The organism is Vibrio sp. 10N, from assembly GCF_036245475.1.
Lineage (GTDB): Bacteria > Pseudomonadota > Gammaproteobacteria > Enterobacterales > Vibrionaceae > Vibrio.
The window spans coordinates 1219500-1235151 of record NZ_BTPM01000002.1; the positions used below are offsets into that span (position 1 = coordinate 1219500).

General features: G+C 46.7%; 14 protein-coding genes. 5 read left to right on the forward strand and 9 right to left on the reverse strand.

Translation table 11 applies throughout. From position 1 onward, the window contains the following. Positions 1 to 14: 14 nt before the first annotated feature. Both AAA946_RS21695 and AAA946_RS21700 read right to left on the reverse strand, forming a co-directional pair. Positions 15 to 989: an MBL fold metallo-hydrolase gene (locus tag AAA946_RS21695; protein ID WP_338166823.1), complete on the reverse strand. Its 975-nt coding sequence runs from the start codon at positions 987 to 989 to the stop codon at positions 15 to 17. A 124-nt stretch (positions 990 to 1113) separates the two neighbouring features. Continuing rightward, positions 1114 to 3162: a hypothetical protein gene (locus AAA946_RS21700; protein ID WP_338166824.1), complete on the reverse strand. Its 2049-nt coding sequence runs from the start codon at positions 3160 to 3162 to the stop codon at positions 1114 to 1116. A gap of 175 nt (positions 3163 to 3337) precedes the next feature. On the opposite strand from AAA946_RS21700, the gene AAA946_RS21705 reads away from it, so the two are divergent. Then, complete coding sequence (locus AAA946_RS21705) at positions 3338 to 3805, forward strand: DM13 domain-containing protein (protein WP_338166825.1); 468 nt, start codon at positions 3338 to 3340, stop codon at positions 3803 to 3805. A 242-nt stretch (positions 3806 to 4047) separates the two neighbouring features. Here the strand turns inward: AAA946_RS21705 and AAA946_RS21710 are convergent, their stop codons facing one another. From AAA946_RS21710 to AAA946_RS21730, 5 genes are all read right to left on the reverse strand, one after another. Next, complete coding sequence (locus AAA946_RS21710; protein ID WP_445206130.1) at positions 4048 to 5004, reverse strand: TAXI family TRAP transporter solute-binding subunit; 957 nt, start codon at positions 5002 to 5004, stop codon at positions 4048 to 4050. 62 nt (positions 5005 to 5066) lie between these two features. Next, positions 5067 to 5909 (reverse strand): 3-keto-5-aminohexanoate cleavage protein, encoded by an 843-nt coding sequence (locus AAA946_RS21715; protein WP_338166827.1) that lies wholly within the window; start codon positions 5907 to 5909, stop codon positions 5067 to 5069. A gap of 1 nt (position 5910) precedes the next feature. Then, positions 5911 to 7245, reverse strand: a complete 1335-nt coding sequence (locus AAA946_RS21720; protein WP_338166828.1) for an aspartate aminotransferase family protein — start codon at positions 7243 to 7245, stop codon at positions 5911 to 5913. A 175-nt stretch (positions 7246 to 7420) separates the two neighbouring features. Next, positions 7421 to 7990 (reverse strand): DUF2959 domain-containing protein, encoded by a 570-nt coding sequence (locus AAA946_RS21725; RefSeq protein WP_445206131.1) that lies wholly within the window; start codon positions 7988 to 7990, stop codon positions 7421 to 7423. Positions 7991 to 8222: 232 nt separating this feature from the next. Next, a complete protein-coding gene (locus AAA946_RS21730; RefSeq protein WP_338166830.1) occupies positions 8223 to 8687 on the reverse strand; it encodes a c-type cytochrome in 465 nt (154 codons plus the stop codon). A gap of 124 nt (positions 8688 to 8811) precedes the next feature. On the opposite strand from AAA946_RS21730, the gene AAA946_RS21735 reads away from it, so the two are divergent. Further along, positions 8812 to 9441: a cytochrome b/b6 domain-containing protein gene (locus tag AAA946_RS21735; RefSeq protein WP_338167222.1), complete on the forward strand. Its 630-nt coding sequence runs from the start codon at positions 8812 to 8814 to the stop codon at positions 9439 to 9441. Positions 9442 to 9519: 78 nt separating this feature from the next. Further along, the gene (locus AAA946_RS21740; RefSeq protein WP_338166831.1) at positions 9520 to 9948 is read left to right on the forward strand and encodes a MarR family winged helix-turn-helix transcriptional regulator; all 429 of its coding nucleotides are present in this window, start codon (positions 9520 to 9522) and stop codon (positions 9946 to 9948) included. A 16-nt stretch (positions 9949 to 9964) separates the two neighbouring features. On the opposite strand, the gene AAA946_RS21745 is transcribed toward AAA946_RS21740, so the two are convergent. Then, positions 9965 to 10867, reverse strand: a complete 903-nt coding sequence (locus AAA946_RS21745; RefSeq protein WP_338166832.1) for a sensor domain-containing diguanylate cyclase — start codon at positions 10865 to 10867, stop codon at positions 9965 to 9967. A 406-nt stretch (positions 10868 to 11273) separates the two neighbouring features. Next, the gene (locus AAA946_RS21750; RefSeq protein ID WP_338166833.1) at positions 11274 to 11729 is read right to left on the reverse strand and encodes an Lrp/AsnC family transcriptional regulator; all 456 of its coding nucleotides are present in this window, start codon (positions 11727 to 11729) and stop codon (positions 11274 to 11276) included. Positions 11730 to 11861: 132 nt separating this feature from the next. On the opposite strand from AAA946_RS21750, the gene AAA946_RS21755 reads away from it, so the two are divergent. Then, a complete protein-coding gene (locus AAA946_RS21755; protein WP_338166834.1) occupies positions 11862 to 13673 on the forward strand; it encodes a PLP-dependent transferase in 1812 nt (603 codons plus the stop codon). A gap of 150 nt (positions 13674 to 13823) precedes the next feature. Further along, positions 13824 to 15611 carry a choice-of-anchor I family protein gene (locus AAA946_RS21760; RefSeq protein WP_338166835.1) on the forward strand — a complete coding sequence of 596 codons (1788 nt, stop codon included), beginning with the start codon at positions 13824 to 13826 and terminating at the stop codon, positions 15609 to 15611. The last annotated feature ends 41 nt before the right edge of the window (positions 15612 to 15652 follow it).

Consider the following 15652-nt stretch of genomic DNA (forward strand, 5'->3'; position numbering starts at 1 on the left):
CAACAACAAAATACTTAGTTTGCTTGAGTCAGATCTTTGTAGGCAGCGGGCACATTTAATCCAGAATGTACCCAACCAAACAACGCGTAACCACCAAATTCAGGCATGCTTACACGCTTGACTGTTTCTTCTAAGGACAATCCCTCGTTCACCGCAAGCTGAACTTGCTCTTTTACCGTTTCCAGATAATCAATATGCCATTGAATATCGGCTTTACTCATTACACTCCCGTGCCCCGGCACCACCCGAGCGTCCTCAGGTAAAAAGTCATACACTTTCTTGAACGTTTCGAGGGTAGCCAGCATATGGCCATCAAGTAGCCATGGTAAAGCAGGTTTGACAGCAACAATGGCATTACCTGTCCACATCACCTTAGACTCAGGTTCCCAAACAAACAGATCGCCGCCAGTCTGAGCAAAACCAAAATCGATGATGTGTACTGTCTTATCTCCCAAATCCAAAGCGATTTGGCTACCTGATTCAACTAGCACATCCCCAGTGGTAGGAACGATTTCCTCAATACCACGCCCCTGGCCAAAGTTATACATCATAAACTCCGTGTCGGCTTTAAAGTTGTTGTCGACATAGTCTTTAGTGTTTTGATGTTGAATGATCACAGACTGTTCAGGTAAGTACATGTTCCCGTATGAATGATCGCCATGATAACTGGTATTCACTGCATAGATTGTGGGCGACTTACCTCCAACCTTACCGACCATCTTTTGAACCTGTGCATTCAGGCGTTTGTTGAGCATGGTATCTATAATTAACACGCCTTCAGTGCCAGCAACCAGCCCACCACTGGTTGCCACAGGAAACCCTTTAGCCTCTAATTTTTTTGCATTTGACGCATAGTAAGCGTAAACACCGTCCGACAGAGTTTCACTCACTAATTCCACTTTGTTGGCATCCCAAACAGGTTCATTAGCTCCAGCACTTAATGCTGTGAAGGACATCGCGCAAATCAGCAAGTTGTAGGTCATTTTCATTTGGTTCATCCTTTGCATATATTGTTTTATAAACGTAGGCACGGATGACTTAGAAATAAATTCGACGTTTTCACAATATTTATTCGATTTAATTGCGAACCTAACAAGCCTAGGTCCCCAACCGTCAATCGGCGATCAACACCGCTCCCTCATAGGGGCGTAGTTCAATTCGATTACTCTTAGGCGCTAAACTGCCATCCCAATTCACTCGTTGATATTGAGCTGGCAATCGTATGGCTTGACTCTCTTCGCTCCACGCGGCTTCATCGCGCCACATCTCGCTATCCGCTCGTGACCCACCAGCAAGGTAAACTACTATGCCGTGTTCAAATCGTCGGCCGATGGCTTTGTATTTTTTAGGCCAAAACCAATTGTCGTCGCTATCAAGCCAAAACCACCCAGAACGGTTCGATTTAAGAAGCTGCTCAACTTGCTTAGCTTCCGCTCGATCTTGCGTTAACCAGTCAAATGAGGAATCGGTCTCGGTAATAGGCTCACCTAAATCGTGGCTGAGCATATCGGTGGGGCGATAGACCTGATTTTTCACCGCGCCACTTTGGTGCCAGTTATTGTCATCAGTTGGACCACTGCTGTAATAAAAGGTCTGATTCCAGCTGTGGTAATGGGTTTGATTAGGTATATGGAACAAGTAATAGAGAGCCAATCCTGTGGCGATGTCTTGCTGCCAAGCCTGCTCATCACTGATATTGCCCTCGCTGCGACCAAGGCGGGTCGTGGTCATAACAAGGCTCACATCCCCCATCGCAGAAAGAGCAAAGTGCTCCCAACGCTCGCGAAGTGCATCCGTTCCCATTGCCGCATACAGGTAGTGCTCTCTTAGCCAAACATCAAAAACACTTCTAAGTTCAGGGGTCCATTGCGGGTAACGCCAGAGATTAAGCTCAGAGATATTAGCGGCCAGCTTCGTATTGGGTAGGTGGTCTTTAAGCTGTGAGAGAAAGCTTGCCATTTGCCCTGCATAATTCAAGGCGGCCTCATCAGTGCCTAACGTGCCTGGCAACTCGGCGATAGCGCCACCTTTGAACACTTGATATTGATTGCCGCCAAGCAGCTTTGCCATATCATCGTTGTAGGCGCCGCTCAGTCCCTGTCTGTGCCAATCATACTTATACCAATCCATATGTGCTTGATTGGCTGCGGGGTGAGAAAAGTTAGTGCGTTGCCAACAGGTTCCGGGCCACATATTGCCAATTGGGATAAGACGGGCTTGTGAAGCATATCGTGCTAGCGCTTCTAGATTTGTTCTTTGGCGATACTCGTCATCATCCAAATACCCATCTCCGTTGGCATCATTTCGCCAATCCCACCCCAGTATCACCAAGTGTTTTGCTTCCTGACGCAAGCCATAGTCAACCGACAATGCATCTATAGTCTGCGGAGTTGACCAACTTAACCGCGCCATGTATACCGGCATATCTAAATCAAGCGCATGATGTCCAGTATTGAAATGATACTCACCAAGCCAAGGAGTAACCGCTAGCATCTGTTGATCGATAGTAAGGTTCAGCAAAGTCTCTGTATTCGAATTGGAGCTAACATCCGACTCATCAATCGCCAATGGTTGCCACTCAGTTATCGACGCACCAACCTGCTCTGGCTTAGCAAGGCTAATCGACAGTGTATCGGTGGAGGGAACATTGATAGCTACAAAAGGCTGGGAGGTGACGACGATGAGCTCTTCATCTATCGACAGTTTTAACGGTAGTCGGGCGGTCTGAAGCACCGTGCCCTTTTTCACCATCATATGAAGTGGCTTTCCATCGAGGAATTGCTGCGCCTTTTCAGATAAGTGGTCGTAGGCTAAGTGCGTCTCTTGAGCGGCATGCAAATATAGATGCTCTGGGTTAATGCCTTGCTGCCACAATTGTCGATGAAGCCACGCTTCTTGTTCGCCAGCAAAGCAGTCTAGCTTCTGGCTGTACATATAACCTAGAGCCGTAGTCTGCTTGTTTAGCTCTGGTGAACCTAAGCTGCCAAATACAATATCGCTATTCTGTGATTCCCATTGTTGAATCTCTTTTGCGCGACTACCCCAAGCTTGCCAACCACCAGGTAAAACCAACCCCATTGATGGTGCGGCTTCGACCTGATGTCCAATCAAGGAGCTCGCCAGCCCTATAGTGACAGTACTGATTAACAATCTGATTTTCATAGCAATCCCCCTAGCAAAAAGTATAGGAGAGCTTGTAAGCAAGCACAGGAAATACCATCGCAGACGTGAAAAGAGACCGCTAAGTAACAACCGCTTTAATGGCTATCAAACAGTTCTTCGCTGTACTAGAGTTATCTCTATGTATTATCCGTTTTTTGAATAGAAGGGAATCTCTGTGAAACGTGTCTTATTACTTTTTACTCACTTAGCGGCGTTGTTTGCTGGTTTTATGTTGGGAATCTATGTTCTACCTATTCTCACTCAGCCTGACTCGCCATCCATAGAGGCAATAGAGTCGCAAAGCTCAGCCATTGTTTATCAGGGCGAATTTATCAAAGAGCGCGCGGACAGTGACTTTCTCCATTGGGGCGAGGGTAAAATCAGCTTTTCCGACAAGAGTGCGATGTTTATCGGCGAACTGGCTCCGGGGCCTGATTACAAACTGTACCTCTCACCTACCTTCATAGAAACTGAGGCAGAGTTTGTCGCCAACAAAGCTTCCATGCTTCAAGTGGGAGATGTAAAAACTTTCGATCGTTTTTTGCTGACACTTCCAGAACAAACCGATTTAACTCAATACAATACGGCTATCGTGTGGTGTGAAAGTTTTGGCGAGTTTATTACCTCTGCCAAGCTAAAATGATGTCCCAAAAATAACTGTGAGAGCGGTTCCAACTGCCAATGGCGCTGACATTTCGCTCACGGTTTACTGACAAAAACAAACGCAACTAGGCGCATTATGATTTGGCCTTAAGCACCTAGAACTTGTGTTATGTGTGTAACTCGGGGCAATACCATTTTGTATTGCCTCTTTTTTTGCTTTCCCCCCAAAAGCAACAAACCCAACGCATCAGCGTTGGGTTTGAACTTTTTAAGGCCGACAGACTATTTTAGTAGCCCTACCTCTTTGTAGTATTTCTCAGCACCTGGGTGCAGCGGTGCGGATAAACCGTCTTTGATCATCTCTTCTTTCTTGAGGTTAGCGAATGCTGGGTGTAAACGCTTGAAGTCATCAAAGTTTTCAAACACTGACTTAACGATGTTATACACCACATCTTCTGGTACTGCGGTAGATGAAACAAATGTCGCACCTACACCGAAAGTCGTCGTGTCTTCAGGATTACCTTTGTACATGCCACCAGGCACTGTGGCAACACGATAGAAACTGTTGTCTGCTACCAGCTTGTCAACCACAGAACCGTCAACAGTTACTAGCTTGCTATCACAAGAGGTTGTTGCTTCTTTGATAGCGCCACTAGGGTGACCAACGGTATAGATCATTGCATCAATTTTATTGTCACAAAGCGCTTTAGATTGCTCAGAAGCCTTCAGCTCAGAAGTCAGTTTGAATACATCCATGCCCCAACCGTAGCCGTCCATCAGTACTTCCATCGTACCGCGTTGGCCTGAGCCAGGGTTACCGATGTTCACTCGTTTGCCTTTTAGATCTTCAAACTTCTCAATACCTGAGTCAGCACGTGCCACAACGGTAAACGGTTCTGGGTGAATAGAGAACACTGCGCGAAGCTCTTTGTAAGGGCCGGCATCAGCAAATTTGCTAGTACCATTGTACGCATGATATTGCCAATCTGATTGCGCGATACCTAAGTCCAACTCACCCGCTCGAATGGTGTTAATGTTGTAGATAGAACCGCCTGTACTTTCTACAGAACAGCGAATCGAGTGATCTTTGCGGTCTTTATTTACCAATCGGCAAATCGCCCCTCCAGTAGGATAATAGACACCTGTTACACCACCAGTACCAATTGTCACAAATTGGTCTTTGGCGTGCGCGAGGGTAGCGCCGCCCATTGCCATACAAACAGCAGATACGGTTAACATGGTCTTTATTTTGGTCATAATTATTCCTTTTCCTGTCGTAGGTATCCTGACCGGTGTACTCCTTAACAACCGGTCGAAGTGAGATGGTTTTTTAATCTTTCTGTTGTCATCGGTTTGATGTTGAGCGCTGTCGCCGTATCGACAAGTTGAGTCACTAAAACAGCATTGCTATCCGCGATAGCACCTTGATTGTCATAATGATTATTTTCAAACCCTACTCGCACGTCAGCCCCCATAAGCATAGCAGCCGTCAAGCAATTGTGTTCAAAATGACCAAAGGCACACACCGCCCAACGGTGATCCAGTTCAAATAATTGTGATCCCAACATAGGAGCGAGATCCTGCGGATGTGCCAACTGCCCATCGCGATAGCGCCCTAATACTAATAACAAATGATGGTGGTAATTGGGCAACAATCCACGCGATAACCATCGCAAATAGTGCTGCAAGTCTTGTTCGTCATAGAGGATATACTGCGAAATGATGCCCTGCTCTGCGACCCAGTGAAAGAAGCGGCTCGCCGATGTTAGATGCTGCTCGTCAGGAATAAGCTCTCGAAGCGCAAAGGACGCCGCTTCGGGTTTTATCGCTTTAATTAACGCTTGCTGCTGGTCTGGAAGGTACTGCCCAACCGCCTCTGTGGTCAGTTGAACTAGCAGACTGTCACCTACCCGCTCCTTGAGCCCTTGGTAGAGAGGCAGATTATCGCAAAGCTCAAGTGAGTGCCGACCTTGTTTATCCCGAGCATGCAAGTGCACCATTGCCGCTCCCACATCTCGACAAGCGATCGCCTCATCAATAATACTTTGTGGATCCATGGGAAGGTTCGGGTGATCGCAACGGGTTTTGCGAGCACCATTCGGGGCCACAATGATCGCAGATTCTGAAAATGGTTGGACAGTCATACTAACCCCCCCACTTTACAGCTGCTAGCTTGAGTGAGTGCGTGAGTTTGACGACCAGCTCATCCAGCTCCGCATCAGCGATGATGAACGGCGGCGCGAGCAAGACATGATGCCCTTGCTTTCCATCAATGGTGCCAGACATGGGGTAGCACATTAACCCTTGCTCCATAGCAATAGACTTGACCCATTTATGCGCTTGTGTCTGTGTGGCTAACGGTGCTTTTGTTTCCCTATTTGCCACCAGTTCAATACCAACGAACAAGCCTCTTCCACGAATATCACCGACGAATGACAGATCGCCAATGGCATCTTGCAGCCTAGTTCGTAACTCTTGTCCCTTATGAGTAACCTCAGCAAGCAAGTTCTCTTCAACAATAGTATCTACGGTAGCTAAAGCGGATGCACACGCCAGGGGGTGGCCCATAAATGTGTGACCATGTTGAAAGAAGCCTGAGCCATCTGCGATTTGATTGTAGATTTTCTCATGAACGATGACCGCACCAATAGACTGGTACCCTGCTCCCAATCCCTTCGCGACAGTGACAAGATCAGGTACGACATAATCTTGCTCGAAGGCAAAAAAAGACCCTGTCCGCCCGATACCACACATAACCTCATCCAGAATAAGCAGCACATCATATCGATCGCATATCTCTCGAATGCGCCGTAAATACCCCGCTGTGGCTGGCACCGCTCCAGCGGTTGCCCCAACGACTGGCTCCGCGACAAATGCCATTACGTTCTCTGCTCCTAGGGTCAGGATTTTACTCTCAAGCTCATTCGCCACTCTCAAGCTATATTCCGCCTCACTTTCCGAGTCCAGTTTGTCACGATAGGCATAGCATGGTGCGATATGATGGCTCGTTGCGAGCAGAGGTCTAAAGGGCTCTCGACGCCATTCATTGCCGCCTACGGCTAGCGCACCGAGAGTATTCCCGTGATAACTTTGCCGACGAGCAATAAACTGGGTCTTTTGAATTTTGCCTTGTTCGACAAAATACTGGCGCGCCATTTTCAGCGCGGATTCTACGGCCTCCGAGCCACCACTCACGAAGTACACATGCTTTAATGGGGTAGGTGCTAATTCCACCAAGCGGTCCGCCAAGCGTTCACTACTTTCGGTGGTAAAAAAACCAGTGTGGGCATAAGGAATACTGTCGAGCTGCTCTCGTATCGCCTGTTTTACTCTGGGGTGACTGTGCCCCAAATTAGACACCGCGGCTCCACCACAACCATCAAGGTATGCCTTGCCATTGGTATCAAAAAGATAAACCCCATCACCATGACTCACGGTCGGCAACTGCCCCCGACAACTTCGATGAAATACACTGCTCATGGTTCCCCTCGGATGTGGTGAGTTATTCGTTAATAGTTGTTTGCTTTAAGGGGTTTTACAAACTTAAACAGAAGAAATTGATGTGACGGAAATCTTGAAAATACAATTTAGGCGCAGAATGAAAAAGCCCCCAAATTATGGGAGCCCTCAAAGAAGAATCCTTGCTTGACGCTCGCTATTGGTTATTAAGCTTACCAATAAATTTATCCGACTCCTCGATTGCGGCGTTCATCTGATTGATCGCGACCTGAATGTCTTTCTCTAGGCTGATTAACTCACCTTGTAATGAACCAATCGCACTCGCATTAAGGTTGTGTTTGAGGTAAAGCGTGTTGTCGCGCAATGTATTAAGTACCGGCGTCATCTTCTGCTCTGCTCGTTTCATCGCTTTCAACATGGTTTGATAAGATGCTTGCGTGTCTCTAAGCTTTTGCTCGCTTGAGCGACGCAGCTTAGCACTCGTGTATTGCTCAAGCTCGCCTTGCCACTCCTCGAACAACGCCTCTGAGACATCCTCGACTGCCGAGATACGATCACGAACTTCCTCCGCCGCTTTTTCGCTGTCTTCATACTTATCGTTGATGTCGTTGTAGACTTTTTCCAAATCACCGCCATCAAAACCACTCAAAGCTGATACCGCCTCAAGTGCGCTAGTAAATTCCTCTTGCGCATCCTGCTGGGACTCTTTGGCATCTTCAACCCGCGTCACCATAATATCGCGCTTATGGTAACCAACTTGCTCCATTGCAGAGTAATAAGTGGATTGGCAACCTACTAAACCACCTACTGCCAAGGCTCCAATTAACATCCAACGCATTGTTTTTATTCCTTTTCGGTATGCTTGATAGGTTAACTATAAATGGCAAGTCATAGGAGTGACAAGTTAAGAAGCTAGACATCTTTAGTATCGCTTAGAAAAGTGGCACTCGATACGCATTCCGCTTTGAGCTCTAACAACTGACCTTGACAAGGATAAATCACCAACGCGAACGATAACTTCGGTGGCAACTGCGACAAGTGGAGTTAGCCGCATCAAGCCCTTTCTCCACCGCTTCCACAGATTGCGATTTAGCGCCATCCACAACCTGTTGATAGCCCTGCTGCATTTCTGTCAGTAACTGCTGAAATTTTGCCGGTTTCTTCCAAACCGACTCTTTCGCTTTACTGCCTTGCTGGCTACCCACGGGGAAAGCTTCAGACAATAGCAAACTGTCTTCGAGAAGCTGTTCACTCGCGGCTTGCAATGCCTGCCAATCCACTTGTGATTCATTCACTTGGTCATCAACCCATTCCGTCTGGCTCTCTATACGCTCAAACGCCCCTTGACGTGTAGTGACAGATTCTGCATGGCTCATTGCTTGAACATCTTGAACCATCGCCAATGACATAAACGCCAACGCACTTACTGCAGCCTTAGAGCAAACCTTTGTTACTAACAACATACATCCACCTTATTTTTGAGTTAACTTGAATCCAGATTAATTTACACAACAACAGTTGCGTGCGCAACTGTTGTTGTGTAAATTAATCACACTTCTTCGATAACGAGTAGATATTATGAACAACATTAAAGTTTGGGATGCAGCGACACGCATTTACCATTGGGCACAAGCATTTTTATTTTTGGCGTTAATGGCCACTGGGCTGCAAGATACAGGGCCACATCTACAGCTTGGTATGGTTTTGTTTACGCTGCTGGTTTGGCGCATGGCCTGGGGCATGGTTGGCAGTGAAACCAGCCGCTTCAAACAGTTTGTCAAAAAGCCGAAGCAGATACTTGACTACCTAACAGGTAAACACCCTGCCACTACGGGGCACAATCCATTAGGTGCCCTTATGGTGGTGACTATGCTAGGCCTTCTTGTTTTGCAGTGTTTAAGCGGGATGTTACTCGCCGGACTATTTGACGGATTAGAACAATATGGGCTTACAATCCCAGATATCCTTTATGATACGGGAGAACAAGTTCATCTTGTATTGGCTCAACTACTCCCTTGGCTGATCGCTGCACATGTAGCAGCGATCGTTGGATACAAACTCATTGGCAAACCGCTACTGCTCGCAATGGTGACAGGCAAGCAATGGGTAAAACACGACACCATTGCTCCGACGATAGTAAACCAGCGCCGTGCATTTTTGGTGCTAATCGGCGCTATTTTAGTTACTATCGCAATAGTTGCCCCATCAATGGTATAGCGATTTGATTGCCAGTCACGGTGACAACACAACGTCATTGCGGGACATTTATTACAAGATTTGCACAACGGAAATATGATGAAAGACGAATTTGCACGCGAATCCAGTTTCGGCTGGCTGCTCAACGTAGTTGCCAATCACGCATCTAAAGAATTTGATCAGCGCCTTAAGGAAAAAGGACTGACGTTAGCATTGTGGCCAACGTTGATGTGCTTATGGGAAAAAGAAGGGATTAATCAGCGAGAGATCGCTCAGATGTCCAAAGTCGAAAGCTCGACGACGACGCGCACTATCGACAAGTTGGAGACCCTAGGCCTTGTGGAACGTCAACCGGATCCGGAAAGTCGACGTTCATTTAAAATCTACCTAACCGAAAAAGGACGTGCGCTTAAAGAAGAAGTGATCCACTTGCCTCTCGAAGTGAATCAACAGCTTCTTGCAGCGCTTACCGATAAGGAACAGGCGGCGATCATCCAGCTATTACAAAAGCTAGTCGCTAAGATCTAACCACTACCCTAAGTGGTTACTTGCCGACATTTTCATTGGCACGGTACAAAACGTCCAGTGGGCGTGTTGTTGAGTTTGTATGACTCTCTGCCACACCCACATCAATAGGTATGGTTAAGGTATGGTGACCAATTTCTATTGATGTGTTGATAAGCTTTTCTGTGAGGTGTTTTGCCAGGTTGCAGGCACCTCCGTAAACTGTATTTGGCAATATGGCGACAAAGTCACTACCTTCAAAGCGATAAAGTTTGTCCGAAGGTCTAAGGTGTCGCCGGAAAAAAACACTCAACTGTTTGAGCAAATTCTCACTACTCACCAATCCATAGTCTTTTTTGTAAGCGGAGTAGTCACGTACTTCTATGTACAGTAAACAATATGGCGGTGACGAAACCTCTTTGTTTTTAAATGCGCGACGTAAACTTTTAAGCAGCGCACGACGACTTCGAGCGCCGGTTAGCGCGTCCATCTCAATCAATGCTTTTATTTTCTGTTCACGGCTAATCGCTAACGTGATATCACTACTCAGCCACATCACTGCATTCGCCTTCCCTTCCCATGCAGGAATTCGAGTCGCTTTGCCTTCAAACCAAAGCGTATCATTCGGTCCGGTTAAGGTTTGAAACTCAGGCGCTAAATCGGCAGCGCTAACCGGATGGACGATTGTTTCGGTCAGATCAGACTCGATGGCTTTGCGGATGTGGTTTTGAAGTCGCTTAGCGAGGTCTGGAGACAGCATCTGCTTTAGACTCAATCCAACCAACGACTTGTAATCAAAGTTCGAAACAGTGGCTTCATTGCCAGCAAACGCCTCGATGCAATCGCCGTGCTCGGTAAACACAAACGCATTGTAAGGAAGAGCACTCAGTAGTGCGTAGCTTTGATGATTTGAAATAGTTTGAACGGTTTCTGCTTTTTTCATTATCCCTCAGTGAGAACAACTGACACGCATCCTGCATGTCTCTCTATTTTAATAACTAAACCAACAATAGTGTTACAAAACGATATCCTATCACCACACCATTACTACTGACAAATGCAACAGTAACATGCTGATTTTTAGACGTAAGACGTAAAAGCCCTCGCCTAAAAAGAAGCAGAAACCACACCCAAAATTAGAACCAAGTTGAGAGTTTGATTAACTTATATGCGACATTGTACTGAGATATAAAAATGGTTTTGAATTTTAGTTCAAAGCCGTTTCTTATTTGGTAAGAAAACTTAGCCCACAAGATTATTGCGTGCTGATATGGCAACTATCAGCCAAACATGCGTGCCAATGTGCCCAGCAACAGTAAGTGATGTAAAGCTGTGTAAAAGTTCGACGGCTAGTTTATCGGAAGTTTAGTCTTTTGCTTGACCTGCCCGAATGCAAAGCTTGATTCAATAGAAGCGATATTGGTAAGCGGGGTAAGCTGGCGACGAATAAACTGCTCATAGGTTTTCAGTGACCCACTCACCACATGCAGTAAATAGTCATGATTACCAGTCATCAAAAAGCACTCTAGAACCTCGTCCATTGCTTCAATGTGCTGCTCGAAGTCTCGCATATTATCCTCGGTAGGTTTTTCCAGCTTAACCAGCACAAAGACGTTAACTGGCAAACCACATGCCTCTTGATCGACACTCGCGTGATAGCCACGAATAATGCCTTGTTTCTCCAATGCCCGTACTCTGCGAAGGCAGGGAGACGGCGACAGAGCGATGCGATCGGCAAGCTCTTGATTACTTAATCGAGCATTGCTTTGAAGCTCTTTCAAGATTTTCTTATCAATCTCATCCATTGGCAGATTCCTTCAAAGTTAACCACATAAACGCAATATTATTGCGCGAACACCCGCGATTAGTTAGCACATCGCAATCATTAACATTTTTATAACACTAAACTTTTAAGAGGTAAAATAAAGGATGGAAATATGAATACCTCGACTCAACTTAGCCCTCTACGAAAAACAACCAAACACGAACAAGCAGAGGCATTAGCAATAGAGCAAGCCCAGCACTTTGGTATCGATCCGAACAGCGAATACGGAATGTCGCTGGTTGAGCTTGCGACAACCTTATACAAAGCGAACAACAAGACTCACGATCTTTGGGCAATCACCGTCGAAGGCCTATCTGATCTCGACAAAAGCGATCGCATCGCATGGTTTAATGCCAAACGATTTTTGTCATTCCAGATCGCCAAGATCCTCGACAACCTGCAAAACCCGATGCGCGCCACTTACCAATCAATCGCAACCAACAATGGTAACTTCGCATCCAAAGGGGCATACCCTATTTTTGACAATGTGGCGGCTATCTTCTCTGCCAGCCCAGTTATCACTCGCACCGCGACCTACCTTTTTGCATGTACAGAATGGATTGAAGATGCGTTTAACGGCAAAGAGCCGTTGCACGATATCTATTCAAGACTGCTCAACCCAACATCGATAGCACTTGCTAATCATATGGTCGACTTAGAAGCAGGTGAAAGAGCCAACCAATACCTTGCTTGGAACTTCAACTCCGGGATGGCGGCGATTGATGGTCTACTGAGTCACCTTCTCGGCTACGAAGATATTGTTCTGGCGTCACGAAACATCTATGGCGGGTCGTATCAATTGCTCGACGATTGGTTCGCTAAGCCGTCGAATCTCAACGTCGCGGTTGAGTGGGTCGATGGTTATTCTGGTGACGACTTCGCCAAACGTTTGGATGAAGTGGCGGAGAAATACGCAGACCGAATCGCAAACGGCAAACGCATCTATGTTTACCTTGAATCGCCATGCAATCCACATGGCTACGTTCTAGATGTCGCAGCTATCAGCCATGCCACACACACTCGCGGCTGGGACGTAATTGTCGACTCAACCGTTGGTACGCCGATGCTACACCCTGTTCTCAAACGTGACGATGTTATGGAGCGCCCCGACTACGTCATTCACTCTTATACCAAAGAGCTTGCAGGTTCAGGGACAACGACTGCCGGTGTAGTAATCGGTCGAAACGAAACCATGTTTATCCCTAAAGGTGAGAGTGTTCCATTCACTAAACCTAATGGCGATGAAGTGACCATTGAGTGGAATAACTCACTGTTTTGGAACGTTTACTATATTAAGGGCGCGTTCCTCGATGCGGACAAAGCGTTTGAAGTGCTCAACGGCATGAAAACCTATGAGATGCGTGTGGTACAAAAAACCATTAACACGCTAACGCTAGCGAAGATCTTCGATGCGCATCCAGATATTAATGTCTCTTGCCCTGCTCTCCGTGATAGCGATAACTACCTTCATTGCCAGAAAAATATGTATTTGGGGTTACCGGCAGCGCTATTTACCATCGACATGGAAGGAAATGGAAATCGAGCACCTATCAACCGGGAAGTATTTAAACAGTTCTTCGACATGCTAGAGCCCGCGATTGGCATGCAAGTCAGCCTTGGGCAAACCAACACCGTTGCTCTATGCCCTGCACTCACCACGCATTCTGAACTTAGTGATTCGGCGCTATCCGAGGCAGGGATAAAACCAACCACCATGAGGCTTTCTATTGGTCTAGAAGATCCGCGTATGTTTATCGCTCACATCATCGAAGCAGCAAGCTTATCTATTGATAATAAGCATCCCGAGTTTTCACAAAGTTTCCCAAGTGCTAAGCAGATTGACGACATCTACCTGCAAACCTACACGCAGGTTCATGAGAAAGTCGTTCGCAATCAACCTAGTTTCAATACACTAAGGCGATAGTTCCGACTATCAGAGACGAGATAAGCGAGAGCATTGGCTCTCGCTTTGTTTTATTGTCAATTATATTATTTAATCAGATAGTTACATTATCGACATAAAACCTTCATACCACTTCTCTAAAGTCGGCGAGTCTACTTTCAAGGAGGAAACATGAAACACACACTCGCTCTATCTGCTTTGACAATTGCATCTGCCAGCTTATTGGGCTGCGCCCCCAGCGAAACAAATCAGCCGTTCTCAGCCGTCACAGAATTCAATATTCAATGTCAGACGCAAACCGCTCCCCAGCCCAGTGAAATGACGCTCAGTGGCCTTACACTTGTAGGGACTTCTGTCGCTGATGCGCCGTTTGCGAGTTCCGCGGCTGAAATCATCAGTTATGATAGCTGCACTGACAAGCTGTATGTCGTCAACGCTCAGGGAAAAACCGTTGACGTGATGTCACTTGATAAGGAAAGTGCGCCAACTCTGTCCGGACAAATCGATCTTAACTCAGCAGCAGAGCAGTCAGGTGTTGCCATTGGCGCGGCAAACAGTGTTTCTGTACATCAAGGACTCGTCGCAGTCGCCGTTGAAAACGCGAGTAAGCAGCAAGCAGGTCTTATCGCACTGTACCGCTCAGACTCTCTAGAACTGATTACCACGTACCCTGCGGGGGCACTGCCAGATATGGTCAGCTTTTCCAAAGATGGAAAGTACATAGCTGTGGCGAATGAAGGCGAACCGAACTCGGATTACTCCATCGATCCAGAAGGTTCGGTGACGCTTGTCGACTTGAGCAAAGGCCCACTCAATGCCGAAGTCACGCAAATCGACTTTAGAGATTTCAATCAAGGTGCCGCCAGACATGCTGAACGGAGTGACAAGGTGCGAATCTCACACCCGACAGCCAGCGTCGCGCAAGATCTGGAACCTGAATACTTAACCTTTGCCGACAACGGCCAAATCTATGTTGCACTTCAAGAAAACAATGCATTGGCAGCCATCGACGTTGAACAAAAACGCGTGGTCGGCATTTATGGACTTGGCGGCAAATCTTGGGAGACTGCTCAGTTGGATGCATCAAACAAAGACAAGATGGTTGGCAACTTACAAAGCTACCCAATGTTAGAAGGGCTTTATATGCCTGACAGTATTACTAGTTACCAAGTGGACGGTAAAACTTACATAGTCACAGCAAACGAAGGCGACAGCCGTGAATATGGGTTTGATACCACTCAGGAGCAGTGTGACCAACTTGGCTATAAATGGGATGGCGACGAAGACCAATCTGCAGCGGATTACGCGGCCAAGCAGGATTTCTGTATTGCCTATGTAGATGAAGTGCGCGGCAAAAAGCTCAAGGTTGCTGATGACCACCCTCTTGCCAAGGCCCTTAAAGACAACAAACAACTTGCGCGTCTTAAAGTCATCAAACCAAATAGCCCACTCAAGGCAGATGAAAAGGTACAAGCCTTCGGCGCTCGTTCTTTCACGATTTGGAATGACCAAGGTCAAGCCGTTTATGACAGCGGCGATGAGTTCGCGAACATTGTTCTGATGAGCGACAAAGCCAACTTCAACAGCACAAACGACAACAATAGCTCAGCGGATGATCGCAGCGATGACAAAGGCGTTGAACCAGAAGCGATTGAAGTGGCATATATCAACGACCGTCACTACGCCTTTATTGGGCTAGAGCGACAAGGCGGCATTATGGTGTATGACATTAGTGTCCCAGAGCAGGCATTGTTTATCACCTATGTAAACAATCGCGACTTTAATCAACCGGTTTGCACTCAAGTCGAAGATGGTGATTGCACTAACGACACCTACAACCCTAAAGCGGGCGATCTTGGTCCTGAGTCGATAAAATACTTTACAAGGCAGGGTCAGCACTTCATTGCAGTAGGCAACGAAGTAAGCGGAACGACGTCTGTATTTAAACTCGACTTCTAACAGCGAAGCTCAATAATAAGGCATCTCTTTGTGAGATGCCT

Bases quoted from the DNA above. Each gene is read 5' to 3' on its own strand.
- AAA946_RS21720 (WP_338166828.1), bottom strand. From the start codon at position 7,245: ATGAGCAGTGTATTTCATCGAAGTTGTCGGGGGCAGTTGCCGACCGTG.
- AAA946_RS21740 (WP_338166831.1), top strand. From the start codon at position 9,520: ATGAAAGACGAATTTGCACGCGAATCCAGTTTCGGCTGGCTGCTCAAC.
- AAA946_RS21695 (WP_338166823.1), bottom strand. From the start codon at position 989: ATGAAAATGACCTACAACTTGCTGATTTGCGCGATGTCCTTCACAGCA.
- AAA946_RS21760 (WP_338166835.1), top strand. From the start codon at position 13,824: ATGAAACACACACTCGCTCTATCTGCTTTGACAATTGCATCTGCCAGC.
- AAA946_RS21715 (WP_338166827.1), bottom strand. From the start codon at position 5,909: ATGACTGTCCAACCATTTTCAGAATCTGCGATCATTGTGGCCCCGAAT.
- AAA946_RS21710 (WP_445206130.1), bottom strand. From the start codon at position 5,004: ATGTTAACCGTATCTGCTGTTTGTATGGCAATGGGCGGCGCTACCCTC.
- AAA946_RS21725 (WP_445206131.1), bottom strand. From the start codon at position 7,990: ATGGAGCAAGTTGGTTACCATAAGCGCGATATTATGGTGACGCGGGTT.
- AAA946_RS21745 (WP_338166832.1), bottom strand. From the start codon at position 10,867: ATGAAAAAAGCAGAAACCGTTCAAACTATTTCAAATCATCAAAGCTAC.
- AAA946_RS21730 (WP_338166830.1), bottom strand. From the start codon at position 8,687: ATGTTGTTAGTAACAAAGGTTTGCTCTAAGGCTGCAGTAAGTGCGTTG.
- AAA946_RS21755 (WP_338166834.1), top strand. From the start codon at position 11,862: ATGAATACCTCGACTCAACTTAGCCCTCTACGAAAAACAACCAAACAC.
- AAA946_RS21750 (WP_338166833.1), bottom strand. From the start codon at position 11,729: ATGGATGAGATTGATAAGAAAATCTTGAAAGAGCTTCAAAGCAATGCT.
- AAA946_RS21700 (WP_338166824.1), bottom strand. From the start codon at position 3,162: ATGAAAATCAGATTGTTAATCAGTACTGTCACTATAGGGCTGGCGAGC.